Origin of the sequence: Arthrobacter sp. (genome assembly GCF_031179985.1) — a bacterium.
Classification (GTDB): Bacteria; Actinomycetota; Actinomycetes; order Actinomycetales; family Micrococcaceae; genus Arthrobacter.
The window spans coordinates 21,349-39,497 of the sequence record NZ_JAPSHJ010000015.1 but is presented as its reverse complement, the minus strand read 5'-3'; the positions used below and the strand labels follow the sequence as shown (position 1 = coordinate 39,497).

Sequence of the window (18,149 nt, the reverse complement as noted above, 5' to 3'; positions counted from 1 at the left end):
CATGAGCGATCCCGCAGACACTCAGTCAGCTGAAGAGACCCCTGTGGAGGGGACACCCATCGATGACGGCAGTCAGCCCTCCGTGGAGGTAACGGCAGCCGGGCCGGATTCCAAACCGAGGAACGCCGTCCAGGATCTGGTGGATGAGCCCGCCAAGGTCATGCGGATCGGCACCATGATCAAACAACTTCTGGATGAAGTGAAATCGGCTCCCCTGGACGACGCCGCCCGCGGCAGGCTCGCTGCAATCCATGAACGCTCCATCAAGGAACTCGAGGACGGGCTGGCTCCGGAACTCGTTGAGGAACTGCAGCGGATCAACCTTCCGTTCTCCGATGATGCGACTCCCTCGGACGCTGAACTTCGTATTGCCCAGGCGCAGCTGGTCGGCTGGCTCGAAGGGCTCTTCCACGGGATCCAAACCGCCATTGCCGCCCAGCACGCTGCCCGTGAGCATTCCATGGCCCAGATGCAATTACGGCAGCTGCCGCCGGGTACTGTCATCGCCCCAGGGGTCGTCATAGGCGAAAATGGCCAGCCCCAACGTGCACCCGCGGCCCGTCCCGGTCAGGGCGCTCCCGTTCCTGGCAGGCCGGAGGACCCGGACCACGGTCCTGGCCAGTACCTTTAGGGCTTCGCTTGGGCTTTTTCACCTCCGCGCGGCAAGGGCGGAAAGACGACGCTGAACTCGGCAAGGGTCTCTGGCGTCGCGCCCATGACCGCTTCCACCGCGGCCTGGATCGCTACCACCAGGTCCTGGAAGGCGTGGAAGACCCGCAGCTCTACGAGGAGCTCGTGGACATTGCCAATGAACTTGCTGCGCTCTCTCCGCGCGTCCGGCTGGTCTGCGTCGAGGCCCAGCGGCGCTCACCCAGCGACGGCCTCGATATTCCGGGTGCCCTTGCGGGTGTGCACCGTTCACTGTCCAAGGCAGGCAACTCGCTGGCCACCACCGCGGAGGCTGCCGCCATGCTGCGCCTTGCCGTCGGGCCAGTGCCCGTCGGAGCGGCCTCCGTACGACGGCGGGCGGAAGCAGTGTTCGAGCAGATTGCCGACGCCGAGCGGCGTTTGGCAGATTCCCTGCCGGAGTCGTATCCCGAGTCTTAACCCGGCGGGTGCTTATTCCCGGTTACGCGGGTAGCTGATCCGGGCGCGTCCGCTGGCCGGGGCGCGGGCTTATTGGGACGATGAAACGCATGACTACTTCACCCGTACTGACCTTTCATGACGGCAACACCATTCCCCAGCTCGGCTACGGGGTTTGGCAGGTTGAGGACGACGTAGCTGAGAAGGTAGTGGTCCAGGCGTTTGAAGCCGGCTTCCGCCACATTGATACCGCGAAGATTTACGGCAACGAGGCTGGCGTGGGCAGGGCCATTGAGCGTTCCGGTCTCACGGCTGGGGATATTTTTGTTACCACCAAGCTGTGGAACTCCGATCAGGGCTATGAATCAACGTTGAAGGCCTTTGAGGATTCCCTTGAACGACTGGGCCTGGAGTCCCTCGACCTGTATCTGATCCACTGGGAGCAGCCCAAGCAGGATAAGTACGTGGACACGTGGAAGGCGCTCATCGAACTGCAGAAGCGCGGGCGGGTTAAGTCCATCGGCGTCTCGAACTTCACCAAAGAGGGGCTGCAGCGAGTGATCGATGAAACCGGCGTTGTCCCGGCAATCAATCAGATCGAGCTTCACCCATTCTTCAACCAGGCAGAGCTGCGCGCCTTTAATAAGTCCCTGGGCATCCTGACCCAGGCATGGTCTCCTCTGGGCCAGGGCGGGGAGCTGCTGGACCACCCGGTGATCACCGCGATTGCCGACAAGCACAATGCCAGCCCCGCTCAGGTTGTCATCGCCTGGCATCTGGCACTTGGGAACGTTGTCATTCCCAAGTCCGTCACCGAATCCCGGATCCAGGAGAATTATGCTGCCCTGGATGTGACCCTTGATGCTGAAGACATCCAGGCCATCAGCGCCTTGGACCGGACGGCTGAAGGCAGCGGACGGATCGGCCCGGATCCGGCAGTTTCCGACTTCGCCTAGACCTTAGTGACCTGGGTCTTGCAGGGATCTGAGTTCATCTGACTGAGAGAGTCCCGTGCCTGCGTGCACGGGACTTTTTCATGCCGCGATGTTCAGGATGGCATAAGCCTTTCTTTTACGCCGCGATCCGGTTCTGCTGCAGCGGCACTGGATCGACAATTGCCCAATCGTCCTCGTCGCAAATCATCCGGTCCGCAAAGCGCTCGGCGCTGGCGGCGTCGTCGAAAATTTCAGTGCTGACGCGTCCGTGCCGGGAATTGTAGAACGTGACATGGAACTCCTGCCCGCCCGTGGCATGGCCAGCGTTTGCGGCAGCCAGCGGTTCCGCCCCGTTGACTTCAGTGCTGTTGATCTGTTCCCTGTTCATGAATCCAGTGTGAAGCGGGGCCCCGACAATTTAGAGATTTCAGTTCTGCGTGTCGCGAAGACGCAGTACGCGCTGGCGGGCCAACTCCTCCGTTCGCCGTCCCTTGTCCGCCGCCCGGCTGGTCTGCTGGGCTTCGATGGCTGCCGTTTCACGCTCCCTGCGGACCCTATCCAGCTCGCGGTCGAGATTTTTTAGTTCTTCCCTGAGCCTCCGTGATCGCTCGGCGAGCCGGCCCAGGTCCGCCTCCACCTCCTCCAAGCGGCTTTCAGCTGCTGCGGCGTCCTCAGCGGCAGAGCGTGTCACAGCTTCGGCCTCGGCAAGGGAAGCGAGGGCTTTCTCAAGGGCGGAAGGCAAGGCGGGCCGACGCATCGGCTGGACTGCCTGGAGGCGAGGCTTGTCCGCTCGTCCATCCGCCTGCTTCTTTTTTCGCTCAGCGCTTTCCTGAGCGCGATTCTTGGTGCCTCGCTTTTCCGATCGTTGGCCGGCATCGGTTGTCGCCGCGGGTGTGGGCCGGCGTCGATCCTTGCCATCATTCCGCGTCTCATTTTGCAGCGTATCGGTCAGCACCTGGGGAACGGCGACGGCGCCGTCGAGGTCCACCTGGTCGACGCCGTCGGATGACAGCACCTTCAGCAATTGGCCGCTTCGAACGGCAGCGGCGGCACCGCTGTCAGCAGTGGCTGCCCGCAGAGTCTCCTCAACTTCCGTGGCCACGGCGTCACTTATTTTCCTTCCGCGCTGTTCGGCTGCGGTACGGACAGTGTTCATGACCTCGGATAGAAGGCGCCGGCGCTCCTGGCCTAGCTCCCGCATGGCCACCGCATCAAGACTGTCCTGGGCAGCACGCATGGACTGGCCCAATTCGCTGAGCTGGCGGACAGAATCCGGATCATACCGCGCGAACATATTCACAGCCCAGGCCGCTGCGGAAGGTTTCGGAAGGCGGCGAATAATCGTCGCCATCTCCCGGTCTGCAGATTTGGCGGCCGCAGTGCGTGCAGCCACAAACTCCTCCAGAGGCAGCCCATAGAGTTCTTGGGCCATCTCGGCCAGCCGCTGGTCCGTCAGCTGCTTCTCTCCCATGCGAGCATCATAGGTTCATTCCAGAGCCGCGGAGGTAAGGGCTGGCCGATCCCGCCAGTAGCGCCGGTTTTCGGCATATGCCTAGGGCTTTTCTCCATTCGGGAGGATAATTCGAAGTGAGGTACCGTCCGGCATTGGAGGACAACATGCGTATTGTCGGGATCTTGCTCGTACTCTGGCTGGCAATCGGCGTGGCGGCGTGTGCACAGCGAGGATATTTCGCCGGCTCACCTGCTACGTGCGCTGAGGCAGGAACCATTGCGGTGACTATCGTCGCTGGTCCACTGAATTATGTCGGCGCTAACCCTCAGATCAATTGTGAGGTCCCGCAGCCGTCGCCGTAAGGCCGGCCGTTTGGGTGCCAGGACCAGCGGTCCGTTCAGCGGAGAAAGCGTCTCATTCGGCAGGCTCGATGAGCTCCGGGCCGTTGTTGCGAACGCTGTTCACCCGGTCGCTCACAATCCGCGGTGTGAGGATCGGCTCCGGCATGGAATCCAACAATTGCTGCACCTCTTCCTTGTCACTCAGTTCCGGGTTCAGCCAGTCGGCGAACATCTCCCGTGGAACGATAACGGGCGATCTATCGTGGACGTGGCCAAGGGAATCTTGAGCAGTGGTGGTCAGCACCGTGAACGTGAGCAGCCATCTGTTTGGGTCGTCCTCGGGCAAGGACGGATCCGGCCAGAACTCGTAGAGTCCCGCGAAGGCCAGGAGTTCATCGTCCTGCGAGTAGAGGTAGTTGGGGATTTTCTTCCCATCCTCTGTCTTCTCCCACTCGTAATACCCCTCGGCGGGAATCAGTGCCCTGCGCTTGATGGCAGCCTTCCTGAACGCAGGTTTATCCAGGATGGTTTCGCTCCGGGCATTGATGAGCTTGGAGCCGATCTTCGTGTCCTTGGCCCAGGACGGCACCAGTCCCCACTTGGCAATAAGGAGACGGCGCTTCGGGGCTTCCTCCGCTGGTTTTTCAGTGATGATGGGGACGTCATTGGTCGGCGCCACATTCCAGCTGGGAGGTGCTGGGCGCCCTTCGGTCTCCTGGGCATCAAAGTAGGCGAGGAGATCGCCGGTGGCTCGGGACATCACGTATCGGCCGCACATGCGTTCATTGTGCACCATTAATCCATCCCATCGGGAGGTGATGGAATGGATCGGCCGAAGTGGTGACGAATCAGGTCAGGAGTACCGGATCAATGAAGACATCCCGGGGGACAACTTCATTTGCATCACGAAACCGCCAGTGAGCCGGTATGCCCACGGCGATCGCACCCCCGGGGATATCGGTAACAACAACAGCATTTGCGCCGATCGCCGAATCGCTTCCGATCGTCACCGGGCCGAGCACCTTTGCACCAGAACCCAGCATGACCCTGTCGCCAATAGTCGGATGGCGCTTCTGCTGGTCCAGAGCTTTCCCGCCGAGAGTTACACCCTGGTAGATGAGGACGTCGTCGCCGATAACGGCTGTTTCACCAATCACGACTCCAGTGCCGTGGTCGATGAAGAGACGTCGCCCAACTGAAGCGCCCGGATGTATCCCTATGCCCGTCAAGGCCCGAGTAGCCTGGGAAAGCAGGCGGGCAACACCCCTTGTCCTGGGCCTTTGCCAGAGGATGTGCGTCAGCCGGTACATCCACAAGGCATGCACCCCTGAGTAGAGCAGGCCTACTTCAACCGCGCTCGTCGCAGCGGGATCCTGGGACCGTGCTGCCAGCAGGTCCTCCCTGAGCAGTGAAAACAGCTTCATGTGTCTCGATTCCCTGTTGAGGCGGTGGTGCACTCAAACGCTCCAACCCGTCCGGGCCGCACGATATTTCCGGGCCTCAGAGGTGTGCAGCTGCCAGGCTTCGGGCAGGGACTTCGGGGCGTAACGTTTAGCGGCTGTGCCGTCGCCCCAACAGATGAGAGGGTGGCGGTCTGTTACTGTTGCTACACCTTTCCGCAGCACAGTCCCTGTGCCGGCACGCCTGCACAGGAGGCATTCCAATGGCTGAAATCTCATCGAACTTTTCGGGCACGTGGCGCTTTGACCCCACCCACACCCGCATCGGGTTTTCCACCCGCCACGCAATGGTCACGAAGGTCCGCGGGGCGTTCAATGACTTTGAGGGCGTCATCGATGTCGACGGCGAAAACCCCGAGCGTTCCTCCGCACGCATGACCATCCAGGTGGGCAGCATCGATACACGCAACGCGGACCGGGACCAACACCTGCGCACAAACGAATTCTTTGATGCACCGCAGTTTCCAGAGATCACGTTCTCAAGCAACCGCGTGGACCAGGTCGACGACGGCCACTTTATTGTGGGCGGTGACGTCACCATCCGCGGCGTGACCAAGGACATCGCAATCCCGTTGGACTTCATGGGAGTCGAACGCGACCCCATGGGCAACCTCCGCGCGGGATTTGAAGGGTCGCGCCGGATTGACAGGCAGGACTTCGGCCTCACCTGGAACGCTGCGCTGGACTCCGGCGGAGTCCTGATCTCAGACAAAATCACCTTGGAATTCGAGATCTCCGCTGTAAAGGTCGAGGAACAGCCCGCATAGCTCCCGCCTGATCAAACCAGGCTTTACTCTGTATCTCACACAGAGCGGGGGAATTGTTGGCGCTCACAGGCTATACTCTGCGATAACGACGGCACTCCGCGGTCGCTTGGCGGGGGGACCTTCGTGCGTGCATTCGTTTTCAGGCTTGTTCTTTGGGTGGCCGTTATTCTGGCTCTGCTCGGCACCTCCATTGCAGTGCCCGGGGCAGCGAACGCCGATGGCAGTGACTCAGACAATATTGCTGTTCTTGGGGGCAGGCCTGATCCTGCTATACCAGGGGCCTTTGTCTCGCTGACGCCTTATCGGCAGTTGGACACGCGTACTGGGCGCGGTGGATTCAGCCGTCCTGTTCCGGCCTGGGGGACCATCCGGGTCAAGGTGACGGGCCAGGGCGGAATTCCTGCCTCCGGGGTGTCTGCCGTTGCAGTGAACGTCACGGTCACCAACACGGGGCAAGCGGGCAACATCACGGTGTACGCCGGCGGCACCGCACAGCCAGGTACGTCGAACCTCAACTTCAACACAGGCCAGACGGTCCCTAACTTCGTCATCTCTCCCATTGGCTCGGACGGCACCGTCGCCCTTACCAACAATTCCAACTCCAACGTGGATCTCATCGCGGACAGTTCAGGCTATTACCTGGGCGGTTCCGTCACGAATCCCGGAGCATTCTCCTCGCAGACTCCTTTCAGGCAACTGGACACGCGCTACAACAATGCGATTGCACCCTGGGCAACGATGCGGGTCAAAGTCACCGGCCGTGGGGGGATCCCTGTCTCGGGTGTGTTGGCAGTGGCCGTAAACGTCACGGTTACCAACCCGGGAACGGCCGGAAACATCACTGTCTATGCGGGCGGTACGTCCCAGCCGGGAACTTCCAACCTCAACTTCGTGGCGGGCCAGACGGTACCCAACTTCGTCCAGAGTCCTGTCGGAGCAGACGGGACTATTGCTCTGACGAACAACTCGAACTCAACGGTCCACCTTCTGGCAGACACCGCAGGGTATTACCTCGCCGGTACCGCCGCGGAAGCAGGGGCCTTCGCTGCCCGCACGCCATTCCGGCAATTGGATACTCGCTACAATTCCACCGTTGAGGCACATCGAACCATTCGTGTGAAGGTCACCGGCCGGGGTGGAATACCGGCCGTCGGCGTTGCAGCCATGGCACTCAATGTCACTGTCACCAGCCCCGAATCTGCCGGGAATATTACCGTCTACCCCGGTGGGACGACCGCCCCAGCTACGTCAAACCTGAACTTCGTACGGGGCCAGACCGTACCCAACCTCGTCAACACCCTCGTGGGGAGCGACGGCACCATCTTACTGACGAACAACTCCCACTTTCCGGTGCACCTCATCGCGGACTCAGCCGGCTACTTTGTGGCGGGCACGCCAATCGATGCGGTCTATGCCTGGGGACGGAATACTTACGGCGAGCTTGGCAACGGAACTACCACCGCCCATGACTACCCAACAAAGGTCAAGGGACTTGCCGGTGTTGCTTCCGTCACCGGAACCGGCACAAAGTTGGCGAGACTCAAGGATGGGACCGTATGGGGCTGGGGCTACAACACAACCGGTGTGCTCGGCAACGGAACCGTCACCCACAGCAGCCTGCCGGTCCAGGCAAAGGGGCTCACAAACGTGAAACAGGTTGCAATCGATGTGGCCAACGCCTATGCGGTGCGAAACGACGGAACCGTGTGGGCGTGGGGTCAAAACCAGTATGGACAGCTTGGCGATGGCACCAGCACAGGCCCTGACTCCCCAACCACGAGGTCCATACCCGCCGAGGTTCCTGGGCTGGCCGGTGTTCAGTCGATTGCAGTCGGTGGCTCCAGTGTCCATGCCCTGATGAACGACGGCACGGTCAAGGCCTGGGGCGTAAGGCTGGGCTCAGGGTACTACCCCCATCCCACCCCCATGGAAATTCCAGGTCTGACGGGCGTTCAGGAGATCTCCACTGAAGGCGGCAATGCCTACGCGTTTCTTACGGACGGAAGGGTAATGGGTTGGGGCGGCAGGCCTCTTGGCAACGGGTCGTCCCAAGGCAGCTCTTCCCCGGCAGAAATCCCGGAACTTTTCGGGGCACGGAAAATCTCAGATGGCCGCTGCGCGCTGATGGGCGATGGAACGGTCCGAACCTGGGGCTGGAACGGGACCGGGAGGCTTGGTGATGGTACGACGACCGAAAGCATGCTGCCGGTTGAGCCTATCGGTGTCAAAAACGCTAAGGACATTACCTGCAACAGGAACAACTCCTTCGTGGTCCTGAATGACGGAACCGTCCGGGCCTGGGGCTACCACGCCGGGATCCTGCTTGGAACGGGCGGGGACGAGACAGACGTCGCAGTGCCCACGCCGGTGTTGGAGCTGACCGACGTGAAGGAAGTGAAGAGCACCGCGGGCGTAAGTACGTTTGCACTGTTGAATGACGGATCTGTTCGCGGCTGGGGGGCCAATCCCGGAGGCTCGTATGTCGACTACGCTTATTCGCTTGACAGAAGCCCTGGACCGGCCACCGTTGCCTACATCACCGGGATCAGCGACCTGCAGGACTAAATTCCGTTGCGGGCTTTCTTGGCGGTGAGCAGCAGATATTCCCACTCCATCTGCGTCGGCGAATCGCCGTGGGTGTCGCTGAAAGCCTCGGCCAGCTCTGTGAGGGCCTTGTCCAATGCGTTGACCTTCTCTGCGTCGTCCCCCAGGAATTTGTAGACGGAGATTGTGGGGCCGTAGTGGGACTTGAAGTAATGAAGGAAGTCCTCCGGCCTGTGGAAGGTCCGGATGGTCACCGTCTGCTTGCGGGCCTGGACGTCTGTGATTCTGTCGCCGAAGAGCTCCCGAACGTGGTCCTCGCTGCCCCAGAGGGGAGGGGGTTGGGCGCCTGGTGGGGGCGGGGGAGCGAACGGCTTCATCGTTGCCAACATCCTCCCGAGGAACCCCTCGGGCGTCCAGTTCAACAGTCCGATGGTCCCGCCGGGCTTGCATACCCGGACCAGCTCGTCCGCGCCCGCCTGGTGGTGTGGCGCAAACATGACACCCAGGCAGGACATCACCACGTCGAACTCGTTGTCCTCGAACGGCAGGGCCTCGGCGTCACCTTCCATCCATTCCAACTCGACGCCGCGATCGGCTGCCAAGTGGCGGCCGGCGTCGAACAGTTCCGGTGTGAGGTCGCTGGCCACTACCCGGGCGCCCATCATGGCGGCGGGAATAGCGGCATTGCCTGCGCCCGCGGCAACGTCCAGGACCCGCTGACCGGGCTTGATTCCGCAGGTGTCGACGAGGATGGCCCCGAGGTCCGGAATCAGTTCACTGGCCAAGGCCGGGTAGTCGCCCTGGGCCCACATGGCCCGGTGCTTTTGCTTCAGCGCCCGGTCCGCCTCTTTAACATCTGTGTTGTCATCCATGTCATGGCCCCTTTGATGTGGCATGTATTGAGTGACAGCGCGCTGCTGGCCCAGTGCTGGCTGATGCGACTCATTGTGGGCGAGGAGAAGCGGAGATGTAAAGGTGTCCGCGGTAGGGAGTTGGCCAAGCTCTCAGTACGCTTGGACGTCCCGGGCTGCAGCCGCGATTTTTTGGCCTCCGAGAAGGATGGATTGTTCCGGCATTCGGTTCGATCCCGTCGAACAGGCAAAAAAGAAACCCCGCCGGTTCCTTGGAACGACGGGTTCTTTTTCGAGCTTCCTATCAGAATCGAACTGATGACCTTTTCATTACGAGTGAAACGCTCTACCGACTGAGCTAAGGAAGCACCGCACGAACTCAACCGGACGAACCGGCCGGATCATGCAAGAAACAACTGTAATCGAGTTCAAGGTTCCGGGTCAAAATGAAGCGGGTCCGGAGCCTGATTACCTGGCTCCGGACCTTCTACGATTAAAGCGGCCCCCCATGTTTAGGCCGCCCCAGCCGCAAAACAGCTCCCATTGCAGACGGTTTGAAGCCCGTCTAACTAGTAAGAGCATCCGCAGGCCGGAACGTGACGGGGGTTTTGGAAGTTTTCAGTGAAGAGTTTCAGCAGACGGTGTTGTCTACCGGGGACTTGCCGTCAATGAGATAGAGGTCCACCGCGTCCTCGACGCAGCTGTTGGACCGCCCGTAAGCCGTGTGGCCCTCGCCCTTCCAAGTCACCAGTGAGGCATTTCCGAGTTGCTTGCGCAGGGCCTCGGCCCATTCAACCGGCGTTGCGGGGTCGCCAGTGGTGCCGATGACGACGATGGGAGCGGAACCGGGGTATTCCACTGGTGCGGGCGTCCGGACATTCCTGTATGGCCAGTCCTTGCAGTTGGTGCCGCCGTACGCGAAGAAGTAGCCCAACGTGGGTGAATCCTGCTTCAGCAACTGTTCCTCCGCCCGCATGCCCTCAGTGTCTGTGACCATGGGGTAGTCAAGGCAGTTGATTGCTGTGAAGGCGAAGCCGCTGTTCGAGGTGTAAGTGCCGTCAGGACTCCTGTCAGCGCCGAAGTCCGCGAGCTGCTGCATGCCTGACGCGTCGCCCTTCATGGCGTCGTCGAGGGCCTTCGTCAGCAGTGGCCAGTTGTCGTCGTTGTAGAAGGGCAGGATGAAGCCGCTCACAAATGTCGAGCCAGTGACTACCCGGCCATCCTTTGCCTGGCGGGGGTTGGCGGCAACGCTCTGGATGAGGTCACGAATCTGCTGCACCGCGGTATCCACGGTTCCTGTCACCGGGCAGCCCTGTTGCTGAAGGCAGCTTGAAACGTAGGTGCGAATCGCCTTCTCGAAAGCACGTGCCTGTCCGCGGGTAAGTTCCTCATTGCTCAGCGAGGGGTCCAGTGCGCCGTCGAGCACCACTCGACCAACGTTGTCGGGGAAAAGGGAGGCGTAGGTGGAGCCGAGGAAGGTGCCGTATGAGTATCCGAGGTAGTTGAGCTTGCGGTCATTTACCACTGCGCGGAGGATATCCAGGTCCTTGGCCGCGCTGACGGTGTCGATATGGGCCAGGACCGGGCCGGTCTTCTCAACGCACTTGGCGATTGTTGCCTTGTTGGCCTCAAGATAGGCCTGCAGATCGGCGTCGAGGTCCAGATTGTAGTTTTGCTGTGCGACGGCATCACGTTCCTGGTCAGTGAGACAGGTGACCGGGGCAGAGCGTTTCACACCGCGGGGGTCAAAACCTACAAGATCGTAGTTGGACCGGACGCGGTCAGAAATGTTGGTGGTCCCGGAGTTCTTCACGAAGTCATAGCCGGAACCGCCGGGGCCGCCGGGGTTCACCAGCAGACTCCCCTTCTTATTGCCTTTGGCAGGCAGGCGCAGTGCAGCGATCTCAATGCTGTCGCCTTCGGGCTGGTTGTAGTCCAAAGGCACCTTGACCGTGGCGCACTGGAACTGTTCCTCGCACGATTTCCACGAGACACGCTGCTCATAGAACGACCGCAATTCTGCGGGAGCTGCGTCTACGATGGCGGGGTCAGCCTGCCCTGTTGAATCATCCCGCTTCGGATCCTTGGGCTGTCCGAAGAAACTGCACGATGCCAGCAGCAGAACCAGCGCCATCGCGCCGGCAGTCCGCACTGCGGTCACCACCGATCTGGGTGGTGCGGGCAGGCGTCGTGCAGGCTTCATGCGGTTCTCCTTCAAAATATCGGCCTGCCCGGATCGGCCGTGCCGGCCGGGAAGGCTCACTGTACGCTCCGCTGCAGCGGACGCCTGGCTGAATCAGATGAGGCTGGCGGCCATGGACTCGACTGCCAGGAGAGGCGCAGCGTTGGTGGTGGTGATCCGATTGCGGGCCTTGTTGATGGCTTCCATCCTCATGAGGGTTGCTTCGGCGCTGGAGCGGGCCGCGAACTCGTCCAGCTCACTCCTCAACTCAACGTTCACCAATTCCACGGCGTTCCCCATCTGGATAATGAGCACATCCCGGTAGAAGGACAGCAGATCCGTGAGCGTGCGGTCAAGGGAATCAGTAATTGACCGCTTGGCCCGCCGCTTCTGATCGTCCTCGAGCTGCTTGACCTGGCTCCTCATCGCCGGGGGCAGAGTCCCGGTTTCCGGTGCCCCGAGCGTCGCCAGGAGGGCGGCTTTTTCCGCGGCATCGCGCTCCTCATTGGAGCTGTTGGCCTCCTCCGTGGCAATCTTGACGAGTTTCTCGGCCATGAGGATTGCAGCCGTTATCCCGCGCAGGCCCAAAGGGAAACGAACGGTCTCCAGCCGGCGCTCCCTTGCGTCTGGATCCCGGGCCAGCCGCCTCGCGATTCCCACATGGCTCTGGGCCGCGCGAGCCGCCCGCTCAGCGAGTGCCGGCTCCACGCCGTCGCGCTTCACGAGGAGGGCGGCAACATCCGCTGCCGGCGGGAGGCGCAGCGCTACGGGACGGCAACGGGAGCGGATAGTGACGAGGACATCAGCGGGGGAGGGTGCACACAGCATCCAGATGGTGCGGGGAGTGGGCTCCTCGATGGCCTTGAGGAGCACGTTGGTGGTGCGTTCCGCCATTCGGTCTGCGTCTTCGACGACGATGACCCGCCACCGGCCGGAGGATGGCCTGTTGCCGGCCTTGGCTACCAGTTCGCGCGATTCCTGGATAGTGATGGTGACTTTGTCGGTGCGGACGAACGTTACGTCTGAATGCGTCTCGCCCAGAATGGTGCGGCAGGCCGCACATGTGCCGCAGCCGCGCTTGGTGACATCTTCCTGGTCGCAGTTCAGCGCGGCCGCGAACGCCTTGGCGGCATTGGAGCGGCCGGACCCGGGTGGCCCCGTGAATAGCCAGGCGTGAGTCAAACCGTCACCCTCGGCGGCCTGGCGCAACTGGTCGACGACGGCGCTCTGGCCCTGCAGGTCATCCCAGACACTCATGCGGTACTCCGCTGGGATGTTGCCAGCAGGGCGTCCACGCTCGCCAGGATTCTGGCCGCAAGTTCCGCGACCGGCAGATGCGCGGGGAGGACCAAATAGCGTTCGGGACGGGCAGCCGCAAGATTCAAGAAGGCTTCCCGTATTCGCGTGTGGAACTCGTCTGCTTCGGATTCCAGCCGGTCTTCAGCCGCATCCCCCGCTGTGCGCCGTTGACGTCCGACGGCGGGATCGACGTCGAGCAGTACGGTCAGGTCCGGCAGCAGGCCGGAGGTTGCCCATTCATTAAGGCTGCGGACAGCCTCAGCGCCAAGGGACCGCCCTGCGCCCTGGTACGCCACGGAGGAATCTATGTACCGGTCGGTGAGGACTGTTTCACCCCGCTCCAGGGCGGGCCGAATGACCTGGCTGGCGTGAGACGCGCGGGAGGCGGCAAAAATGAGGGCTTCAGTGTGGGCGTCAATGTGGCCGTGTCCGTGATCGAGGACAAGGGAACGGAGCTTTTCGCCAATGGGTGTGCCGCCTGGTTCGCGGGTGCGCAAGACGGTCATGCCCCGTGCCTCCAGCGTGCGGGCCAGCTCAGCCGCCTGGGTTGACTTGCCGGCGCCGTCGCCGCCCTCGAAGGCGATGAACAGTCCGGGGCTCTGGGTAGTCACTTGACTAGCCTACCGATAATCCACGACATAGTTCGCCTCCGGCAGGCGAGGTAAACCCGGTGGACTCTTGTCTGAATGGTCGGTCTGGTGCTATAAAAATGTATATCAGCGGATATATATCAGAGCTAAGAACTACAGATCGCGTTCCTGGCCGGACGAGCCGGGTCATCGGGGTCTGACATAAGCCGGGGCGGGGTGTCCGGACATGCCAGGGCTGCCTTCGAGGGCGGTTGGCATTTAGGTGCACGCCACAGCGCCTTGTGGTGCAATTGCAGCAAACGGTGCCTGCTCATCCCGCCCCCCCAAACACACGTGGTCACTGGCTGGTAAGAGCGCCAGGTGACCACGTGCTGGTCAGGCCACGAACGTTCATTTAGCTGCAGAGGACACGCGACGTACGCTTTCTCCATGACTCTCTCCCAACAGCAGGTCGCCGCGCTCTCAGCTGAAACGGTGGTTGTAGCCGCCGGCCGCCCACCCCGTGAACGCAATGAACCGGTCAACCCTCCTGTGGTACTCTCCTCCACCTACTTTGGCACCGGCCCGGTAGATTCCGGCGACAGAGGGTATGGCCGCTACTCCAACCCCACCTGGGAGCCGTTCGAGGAGGCCTTGGGCCAGTTGGAGGGCGCTGAGCTCCCGGGTCTGCTCTACTCCTCGGGCCTCGCCGCCGCCAGCTCGGCGTTCTCACTCATCCCGGCCGGAGGCATCCTGGTCATGCCGACCCATAGCTACTCGGGTTCACTGGCCATGGCCCAGGAGTTGGCAGGCAAGGGGTTCATTGAACTGCGCACTGTGGATATAGCGGATACAGAAGCGGTCAAGGAACAGCTGTCACCCGCCGGGGGCCCGGCAGCCAATATGCTGTGGCTGGAAAGCCCCACGAATCCCATGCTTGGCATCGCCGAAATAGCAGTCCTGGCGGACGCAGCCCATGCTGTGGGTGCCCTGGTGGTTACCGACAACACTTTCTCCACCCCTTTGGTGCAGCAGCCGCTCGCCTTCGGCTCCGACGTCGTCCTTCACTCGGTGACCAAGTACCTCGCCGGACACTCGGACGTGGTGCTGGGCGCTCTCGTGACGTCCGACGCCGGTCTCAGGGAGACGCTGCTGCAGCACCGTTCCATTCACGGCGGGATCGCCGGGCCCTTCGAGGCCTGGTTGGCACTGCGGGGACTGCGCACTCTTGCCCTGCGGATCGAGAAGTCCCAGGCGTCGGCGGCCGTTCTGGCCCAACGTCTCGGCCAACATCAGCGCATCGAAAGCATCCGGTATCCCGGGCTGGAATCGGACCCGGGTCACGAGCGGGCCAAGACCCAGATGAGAGGCTTTGGCTCCATCATCAGTGTCCAAGTGGCGGCGTCGACGGGACTTAGCGGCGAGGAAGCGGCCGATCGGGTCATTGCCGGCTTGGGTTTGTGGCTGCCGGCCACGTCCCTGGGCGGGGTTGAATCCCTGATGGAACGACGCCGCCGCCACGCCGCTGAACCGGAAAGCGTTCCGGATAACCTGCTCCGGTTGAGTGTGGGGATTGAGGATGTTGAGGACCTTTGGGCTGACATTGCGCAGGCGTTGGACGCTCTGGACCGTTAGGCTGGGGTAGTGGACGGAAAACTTATGATTACGTTTGTCGAAGGCGGAGTGTACTTCCTCCTGGCCGTTGTTGCCTTCGGCATTGAGGCGTGGGCTTTCTTCGATTGCCTCCGCCACAGGGCCAACGCCTTTGAAGCCGTGTCAAAGCGGACCAAGTCGTTCTGGCTCGGGATGACGGGCGTCGCCTTTGCCATTGGTGCCTTGTCGGTCTTCACCGGATCCCGGGGCGGCCTTTTTGGAACTCTTGGCTTGTTCGGGCTGGCGGCAGTCACAGCCGCTTCTGTTTACCTGGCTGATGTCCGCCCTGCCGTCAAGGATGCGGGACGTGGCGGAAGCCGGAACACCGGCCCCTACGGTCCCTGGTAAAGGTCAGCGTCCGGGAGTCACGGCTTCCCAGTCCACGGTAATTTCCCCCAAGCGCCAGCGCGATGCACCATCCTGAACCGGCCACCCGTCCTCGCGGAGTGCGCTGCACATCGATATCCAGCGCTGCCGGTTACCGAACGGCTGCAACGGTGCCGAATCAAGCCAGGCCTTATCCATAGCCTGGAGCAGAGCATGCACCGCTTCACCGGGAACGTTGCGGTGAATAAGGGCTTTCGGCAATCGTTCCGCCGCCTCTGATGGCAGGTCGAAGCTGCCGAACCGCATGGAAATACTGAGGCTCAGGGGCCCCTGCCTGCCGACCGCAATCCAGGTGAGACGCCGTCCGATCTCGTCGCAGGTACCGTCAATGAACAACCCTTCGGGTGAAAGCCTGCCCTGCACCAGCTGCCAAATGCCTTCGACGTCGGCTTCTTCATATTGGCGCAGCACATTGAAGGCGCGCACCAGTACGGGCCGGCCTTGAACCGGGAGCTCAAACCCACCCAGCAGAAATCCCAGGCCCGGACGTTCAAGGGCCGTGGCTGCCCGGACCCGTTCCGGTTCAATCTCGATTCCCCAAACACGGACGTCGGGGCGGACGGTGGACAGACGGTCAAACAGTTCGACGGCGGTTGTCGGCGTTGCGCCGTAGCCCAGATCGACCACCAGCGGGTCCCCGGCGGTACGCAGACGCCATGCCTGTGGGCCGGTAAGCCAACGGTCCAGGCGGCGCATGCGGTTGGGATTGGTGGTGCCGCGGGTGATATTGCCAATCGGCTTGCCTGCCCGCGCCGGCTTTCCTGCCCGCCGATTACTTGCCTGCACCAAGGGAGCTGCTATTTCGCGGGTTCCAAAGGGTGCAATCACCCGCTCTGCTTTCTGCACCACCCTGCAAGGGTATCCGGCCTTCAGGCAACCGTATGTAACGCTCGGCAGCACGCATAGCTGCTCGGCTAGGATGAAAACCATGACTTACAAGCTGATTCTGCTGCGCCACGGCCACAGCGAATGGAACGCCAAGAACCTTTTCACCGGCTGGGTGGACGTCGACCTTAACGAGCAAGGCCGTGAGGAAGCAGTTCGCGGCGGGGAGCTCCTGGTAGAGAACGATATTCTCCCGGACATTCTTTACACCTCGCGTCTGAAGCGCGCCATCAACACAGCCAATCTGGCACTTGAGAAAGCCGATCGCGGCTGGATCGACGTCAAACGCGACTGGCGCCTCAACGAACGTCACTACGGCGCACTGCAGGGCAAGGACAAAGCGCAGACCCTCGCTGAATACGGCGAAGAGCAGTTCATGATGTGGCGCCGTTCATACGACACCCCGCCGCCGCCCCTGGATGCCGACGCCAAATTCTCGCAGGTTGGAGACCCCCGGTACGCTGAGCTCGGCGATGCCGTGCCCCGCACGGAATGCCTCAAGGATGTCCTGATCCGTCTGATGCCCTACTGGGAATCTGACATCAAGGAAGATCTCAAGAAGGGCAAGACCGTTCTGGTCACCGCGCATGGCAACTCGCTCCGGGCCCTGGTCAAGCACCTCGACGGCATCAGCGACGAGGACATCGCAAGCCTCAACATACCCACAGGCATCCCCTTGGTTTACGAGCTGGATGATGACTTCCAGCCCTTGATCCCGGGCGGCACTTACCTTGACCCCGAGGCCGCAGCTGCGTCCATCATGGCGGTTGCCAACCAGGGCAAGCGGTAGGGCTTCGTCGAGAACCCTGACCTCGCATAGTTAAACGAACGACGGCGGGCGGCCCACTCAGTGGACCGCCCGCCGTCGTACTCTCTGCTTGTCCTCAACTGGCGCGGAGTCAGACGTTTTCTGAGCTGTTCGGCTGCCAGGCGCCGGTCACAAGGTAAGTGACCTTCTGGGCCACGGACACTCCATGGTCAGCGAACCGCTCGAAGTACCGGCTGGCGAGGGCCACGTCAACCGTAGTGGCCGGGGACTCGTTCCAATCACTCCGGGCGATTGCCTTGAACACGCTCAGGTGGAGGTCGTTGACCATGCTGTTGGCCTTGAGGATGTCACGGGCGACTTCCAGATTGCGAGTCTGCAGGAGCTCAGTCAGCTTGTGCGCGATCAGTATGTCCTGCTCGGCGAAGTGCCTGAAGGTCTCGGACAGCTGATCGGGAATCACGTTGGCCGGGAACCTAAGCCGGGCAAGCTGGGCAATGTGCCTGGCGAGATCGCCCATGCGTTCCAGCGAAGCGCTCATGCGGAGGGAGCCCACGATCATCCGAAGGTCGCTGGCTACCGGCCCCTGGAGAGCAAGGATGTCGATGGCACGCTCGTCCAGGCTGTTCTGAAGGAAATCGATCCGCGCGTCGGCGGCGATGACATCCTGGGCGAGGTCGACATCGGCGCCTTCAAAGGCAGTCGTCGCCTTGTCTATGGCCTCGCTGACCAGTTTCGAGATTTCGACGAGCTGTTCGCCCACCTGGGTCAGCTCTTCCTGAAAAACCTTACGCACTAGGCGTCCTTTCCTTTGAAACTGTGCAAGCCACCAGCGTGACCGGCAGGTTTCGTGTCACCGTTCCGGCAGTCCAACTGATAACTCTGTCACCGTCCGGTGAACTGTTAGGCGTCAATAAGTGAACGTTAGCTGAACCGCTGGCTCAATCGCAGCTATTGCCCGTTTCCCACGG

18 protein-coding genes and 1 tRNA gene are annotated in these 18,149 nt (G+C 61.7%); 8 read left to right on the top strand and 11 right to left on the bottom strand.

Going from position 1 to position 18,149, the window contains the following annotated elements:
- Position 1: 1 nt before the first annotated feature.
- From RIN13_RS09285 to RIN13_RS09275, 3 genes are all read left to right on the top strand, one after another.
- Entirely contained in the window at positions 2-631 is a 630-nt protein-coding gene (locus RIN13_RS09285; RefSeq protein ID WP_309107048.1) for a bacterial proteasome activator family protein, read from the top strand.
- Positions 632-639: 8 nt separating this feature from the next.
- Entirely contained in the window at positions 640-1,107 is a 468-nt protein-coding gene (locus tag RIN13_RS09280) for a hypothetical protein (protein WP_309107047.1), read from the top strand.
- 89 nt (positions 1,108-1,196) lie between these two features.
- Positions 1,197-2,042, top strand: coding sequence for an aldo/keto reductase (locus RIN13_RS09275; protein ID WP_309107046.1), 846 nt, complete (start codon positions 1,197-1,199; stop codon positions 2,040-2,042).
- 115 nt (positions 2,043-2,157) lie between these two features.
- Here RIN13_RS09275 and RIN13_RS09270 read toward each other — a convergent pair whose 3' ends face one another.
- The 4 genes from RIN13_RS09270 to epsC all read right to left on the bottom strand — a co-directional run bounded on the left by RIN13_RS09270 (position 2,158) and on the right by epsC (position 5,239).
- On the bottom strand, positions 2,158-2,409 hold the full coding sequence (locus RIN13_RS09270) for a hypothetical protein (RefSeq protein ID WP_309107045.1): 252 nt from the start codon (positions 2,407-2,409) through the stop codon (positions 2,158-2,160).
- 39 nt (positions 2,410-2,448) lie between these two features.
- Positions 2,449-3,492 (bottom strand): hypothetical protein, encoded by a 1,044-nt coding sequence (locus RIN13_RS09265; RefSeq protein ID WP_309107044.1) that lies wholly within the window; start codon positions 3,490-3,492, stop codon positions 2,449-2,451.
- A gap of 396 nt (positions 3,493-3,888) precedes the next feature.
- A complete protein-coding gene (locus tag RIN13_RS09260) occupies positions 3,889-4,593 on the bottom strand; it encodes an SOS response-associated peptidase (protein WP_309107043.1) in 705 nt (234 codons plus the stop codon).
- A 70-nt stretch (positions 4,594-4,663) separates the two neighbouring features.
- On the bottom strand, positions 4,664-5,239 hold the full coding sequence (epsC, locus tag RIN13_RS09255) for a serine O-acetyltransferase EpsC (RefSeq protein WP_309107042.1): 576 nt from the start codon (positions 5,237-5,239) through the stop codon (positions 4,664-4,666).
- 239 nt (positions 5,240-5,478) lie between these two features.
- Between epsC and RIN13_RS09250 the strand changes: the two genes are divergently transcribed.
- Both RIN13_RS09250 and RIN13_RS09245 read left to right on the top strand, forming a co-directional pair.
- The gene (locus tag RIN13_RS09250; RefSeq protein WP_309107041.1) at positions 5,479-6,042 is read left to right on the top strand and encodes a YceI family protein; all 564 of its coding nucleotides are present in this window, start codon (positions 5,479-5,481) and stop codon (positions 6,040-6,042) included.
- 123 nt (positions 6,043-6,165) lie between these two features.
- Positions 6,166-8,607 carry a hypothetical protein gene (locus RIN13_RS09245; protein WP_309107040.1) on the top strand — a complete coding sequence of 814 codons (2,442 nt, stop codon included), beginning with the start codon at positions 6,166-6,168 and terminating at the stop codon, positions 8,605-8,607.
- Here the strand turns inward: RIN13_RS09245 and RIN13_RS09240 are convergent.
- The 5 genes from RIN13_RS09240 to tmk form a co-directional block, all read right to left on the bottom strand.
- Entirely contained in the window at positions 8,604-9,458 is an 855-nt protein-coding gene (locus RIN13_RS09240; protein WP_309107039.1) for a class I SAM-dependent methyltransferase, read from the bottom strand. The genes RIN13_RS09245 and RIN13_RS09240 overlap by 4 nt on opposite strands.
- 274 nt (positions 9,459-9,732) lie before the next feature.
- Positions 9,733-9,805 (bottom strand) — tRNA-Thr (locus RIN13_RS09235).
- Positions 9,806-10,068: 263 nt separating this feature from the next.
- Positions 10,069-11,640 carry an alpha/beta hydrolase gene (locus tag RIN13_RS09230; RefSeq protein ID WP_309107038.1) on the bottom strand — a complete coding sequence of 524 codons (1,572 nt, stop codon included), beginning with the start codon at positions 11,638-11,640 and terminating at the stop codon, positions 10,069-10,071.
- Between the two features lie 93 nt (positions 11,641-11,733).
- Positions 11,734-12,876 carry a DNA polymerase III subunit delta' gene (locus RIN13_RS09225; RefSeq protein ID WP_309107037.1) on the bottom strand — a complete coding sequence of 381 codons (1,143 nt, stop codon included), beginning with the start codon at positions 12,874-12,876 and terminating at the stop codon, positions 11,734-11,736.
- On the bottom strand, positions 12,873-13,529 hold the full coding sequence (gene tmk / locus RIN13_RS09220) for a dTMP kinase (protein WP_309107036.1): 657 nt from the start codon (positions 13,527-13,529) through the stop codon (positions 12,873-12,875). Before tmk ends, RIN13_RS09225 begins: the two co-directional genes overlap by 4 nt.
- 408 nt (positions 13,530-13,937) lie before the next feature.
- Here tmk and RIN13_RS09215 point away from each other — a divergent pair, with 408 nt between their 5' ends.
- Both RIN13_RS09215 and RIN13_RS09210 read left to right on the top strand, forming a co-directional pair.
- Positions 13,938-15,122: a PLP-dependent transferase gene (locus RIN13_RS09215; RefSeq protein ID WP_309107035.1), complete on the top strand. Its 1,185-nt coding sequence runs from the start codon at positions 13,938-13,940 to the stop codon at positions 15,120-15,122.
- Between the two features lie 9 nt (positions 15,123-15,131).
- Positions 15,132-15,488, top strand: a complete 357-nt coding sequence (locus RIN13_RS09210; protein WP_309107034.1) for a DUF2516 family protein — start codon at positions 15,132-15,134, stop codon at positions 15,486-15,488.
- Positions 15,489-15,491: 3 nt separating this feature from the next.
- On the opposite strand, the gene RIN13_RS09205 is transcribed toward RIN13_RS09210, so the two are convergent.
- The gene (locus RIN13_RS09205; RefSeq protein ID WP_375164754.1) at positions 15,492-16,376 is read right to left on the bottom strand and encodes a class I SAM-dependent methyltransferase; all 885 of its coding nucleotides are present in this window, start codon (positions 16,374-16,376) and stop codon (positions 15,492-15,494) included.
- Positions 16,377-16,455: 79 nt separating this feature from the next.
- Here RIN13_RS09205 and RIN13_RS09200 point away from each other — a divergent pair, with 79 nt between their 5' ends.
- Entirely contained in the window at positions 16,456-17,202 is a 747-nt protein-coding gene (locus RIN13_RS09200; protein ID WP_309107033.1) for a phosphoglyceromutase, read from the top strand.
- A gap of 109 nt (positions 17,203-17,311) precedes the next feature.
- On the opposite strand, the gene phoU is transcribed toward RIN13_RS09200, so the two are convergent.
- Entirely contained in the window at positions 17,312-17,974 is a 663-nt protein-coding gene (phoU, locus tag RIN13_RS09195) for a phosphate signaling complex protein PhoU (RefSeq protein WP_309107032.1), read from the bottom strand.
- Positions 17,975-18,149 lie beyond the last annotated feature (175 nt).

What these genes read in the sequence shown, in the direction of transcription:
- RIN13_RS09225 (WP_309107037.1), bottom strand. Translation starts at nt 12,876, where the DNA reads ATGAGTGTCTGGGATGACCTGCAGGGCCAGAGCGCCGTCGTCGACCAG.
- RIN13_RS09270 (WP_309107045.1), bottom strand. Translation starts at nt 2,409, where the DNA reads ATGAACAGGGAACAGATCAACAGCACTGAAGTCAACGGGGCGGAACCG.
- RIN13_RS09265 (WP_309107044.1), bottom strand. Translation starts at nt 3,492, where the DNA reads ATGGGAGAGAAGCAGCTGACGGACCAGCGGCTGGCCGAGATGGCCCAA.
- RIN13_RS09200 (WP_309107033.1), top strand. Translation starts at nt 16,456, where the DNA reads ATGACTTACAAGCTGATTCTGCTGCGCCACGGCCACAGCGAATGGAAC.
- RIN13_RS09250 (WP_309107041.1), top strand. Translation starts at nt 5,479, where the DNA reads ATGGCTGAAATCTCATCGAACTTTTCGGGCACGTGGCGCTTTGACCCC.
- epsC (WP_309107042.1), bottom strand. Translation starts at nt 5,239, where the DNA reads ATGAAGCTGTTTTCACTGCTCAGGGAGGACCTGCTGGCAGCACGGTCC.
- RIN13_RS09240 (WP_309107039.1), bottom strand. Translation starts at nt 9,458, where the DNA reads ATGGATGACAACACAGATGTTAAAGAGGCGGACCGGGCGCTGAAGCAA.
- RIN13_RS09215 (WP_309107035.1), top strand. Translation starts at nt 13,938, where the DNA reads ATGACTCTCTCCCAACAGCAGGTCGCCGCGCTCTCAGCTGAAACGGTG.
- RIN13_RS09285 (WP_309107048.1), top strand. Translation starts at nt 2, where the DNA reads ATGAGCGATCCCGCAGACACTCAGTCAGCTGAAGAGACCCCTGTGGAG.
- RIN13_RS09260 (WP_309107043.1), bottom strand. Translation starts at nt 4,593, where the DNA reads ATGTGCGGCCGATACGTGATGTCCCGAGCCACCGGCGATCTCCTCGCC.
- RIN13_RS09275 (WP_309107046.1), top strand. Translation starts at nt 1,197, where the DNA reads ATGACTACTTCACCCGTACTGACCTTTCATGACGGCAACACCATTCCC.
- RIN13_RS09230 (WP_309107038.1), bottom strand. Translation starts at nt 11,640, where the DNA reads ATGAAGCCTGCACGACGCCTGCCCGCACCACCCAGATCGGTGGTGACC.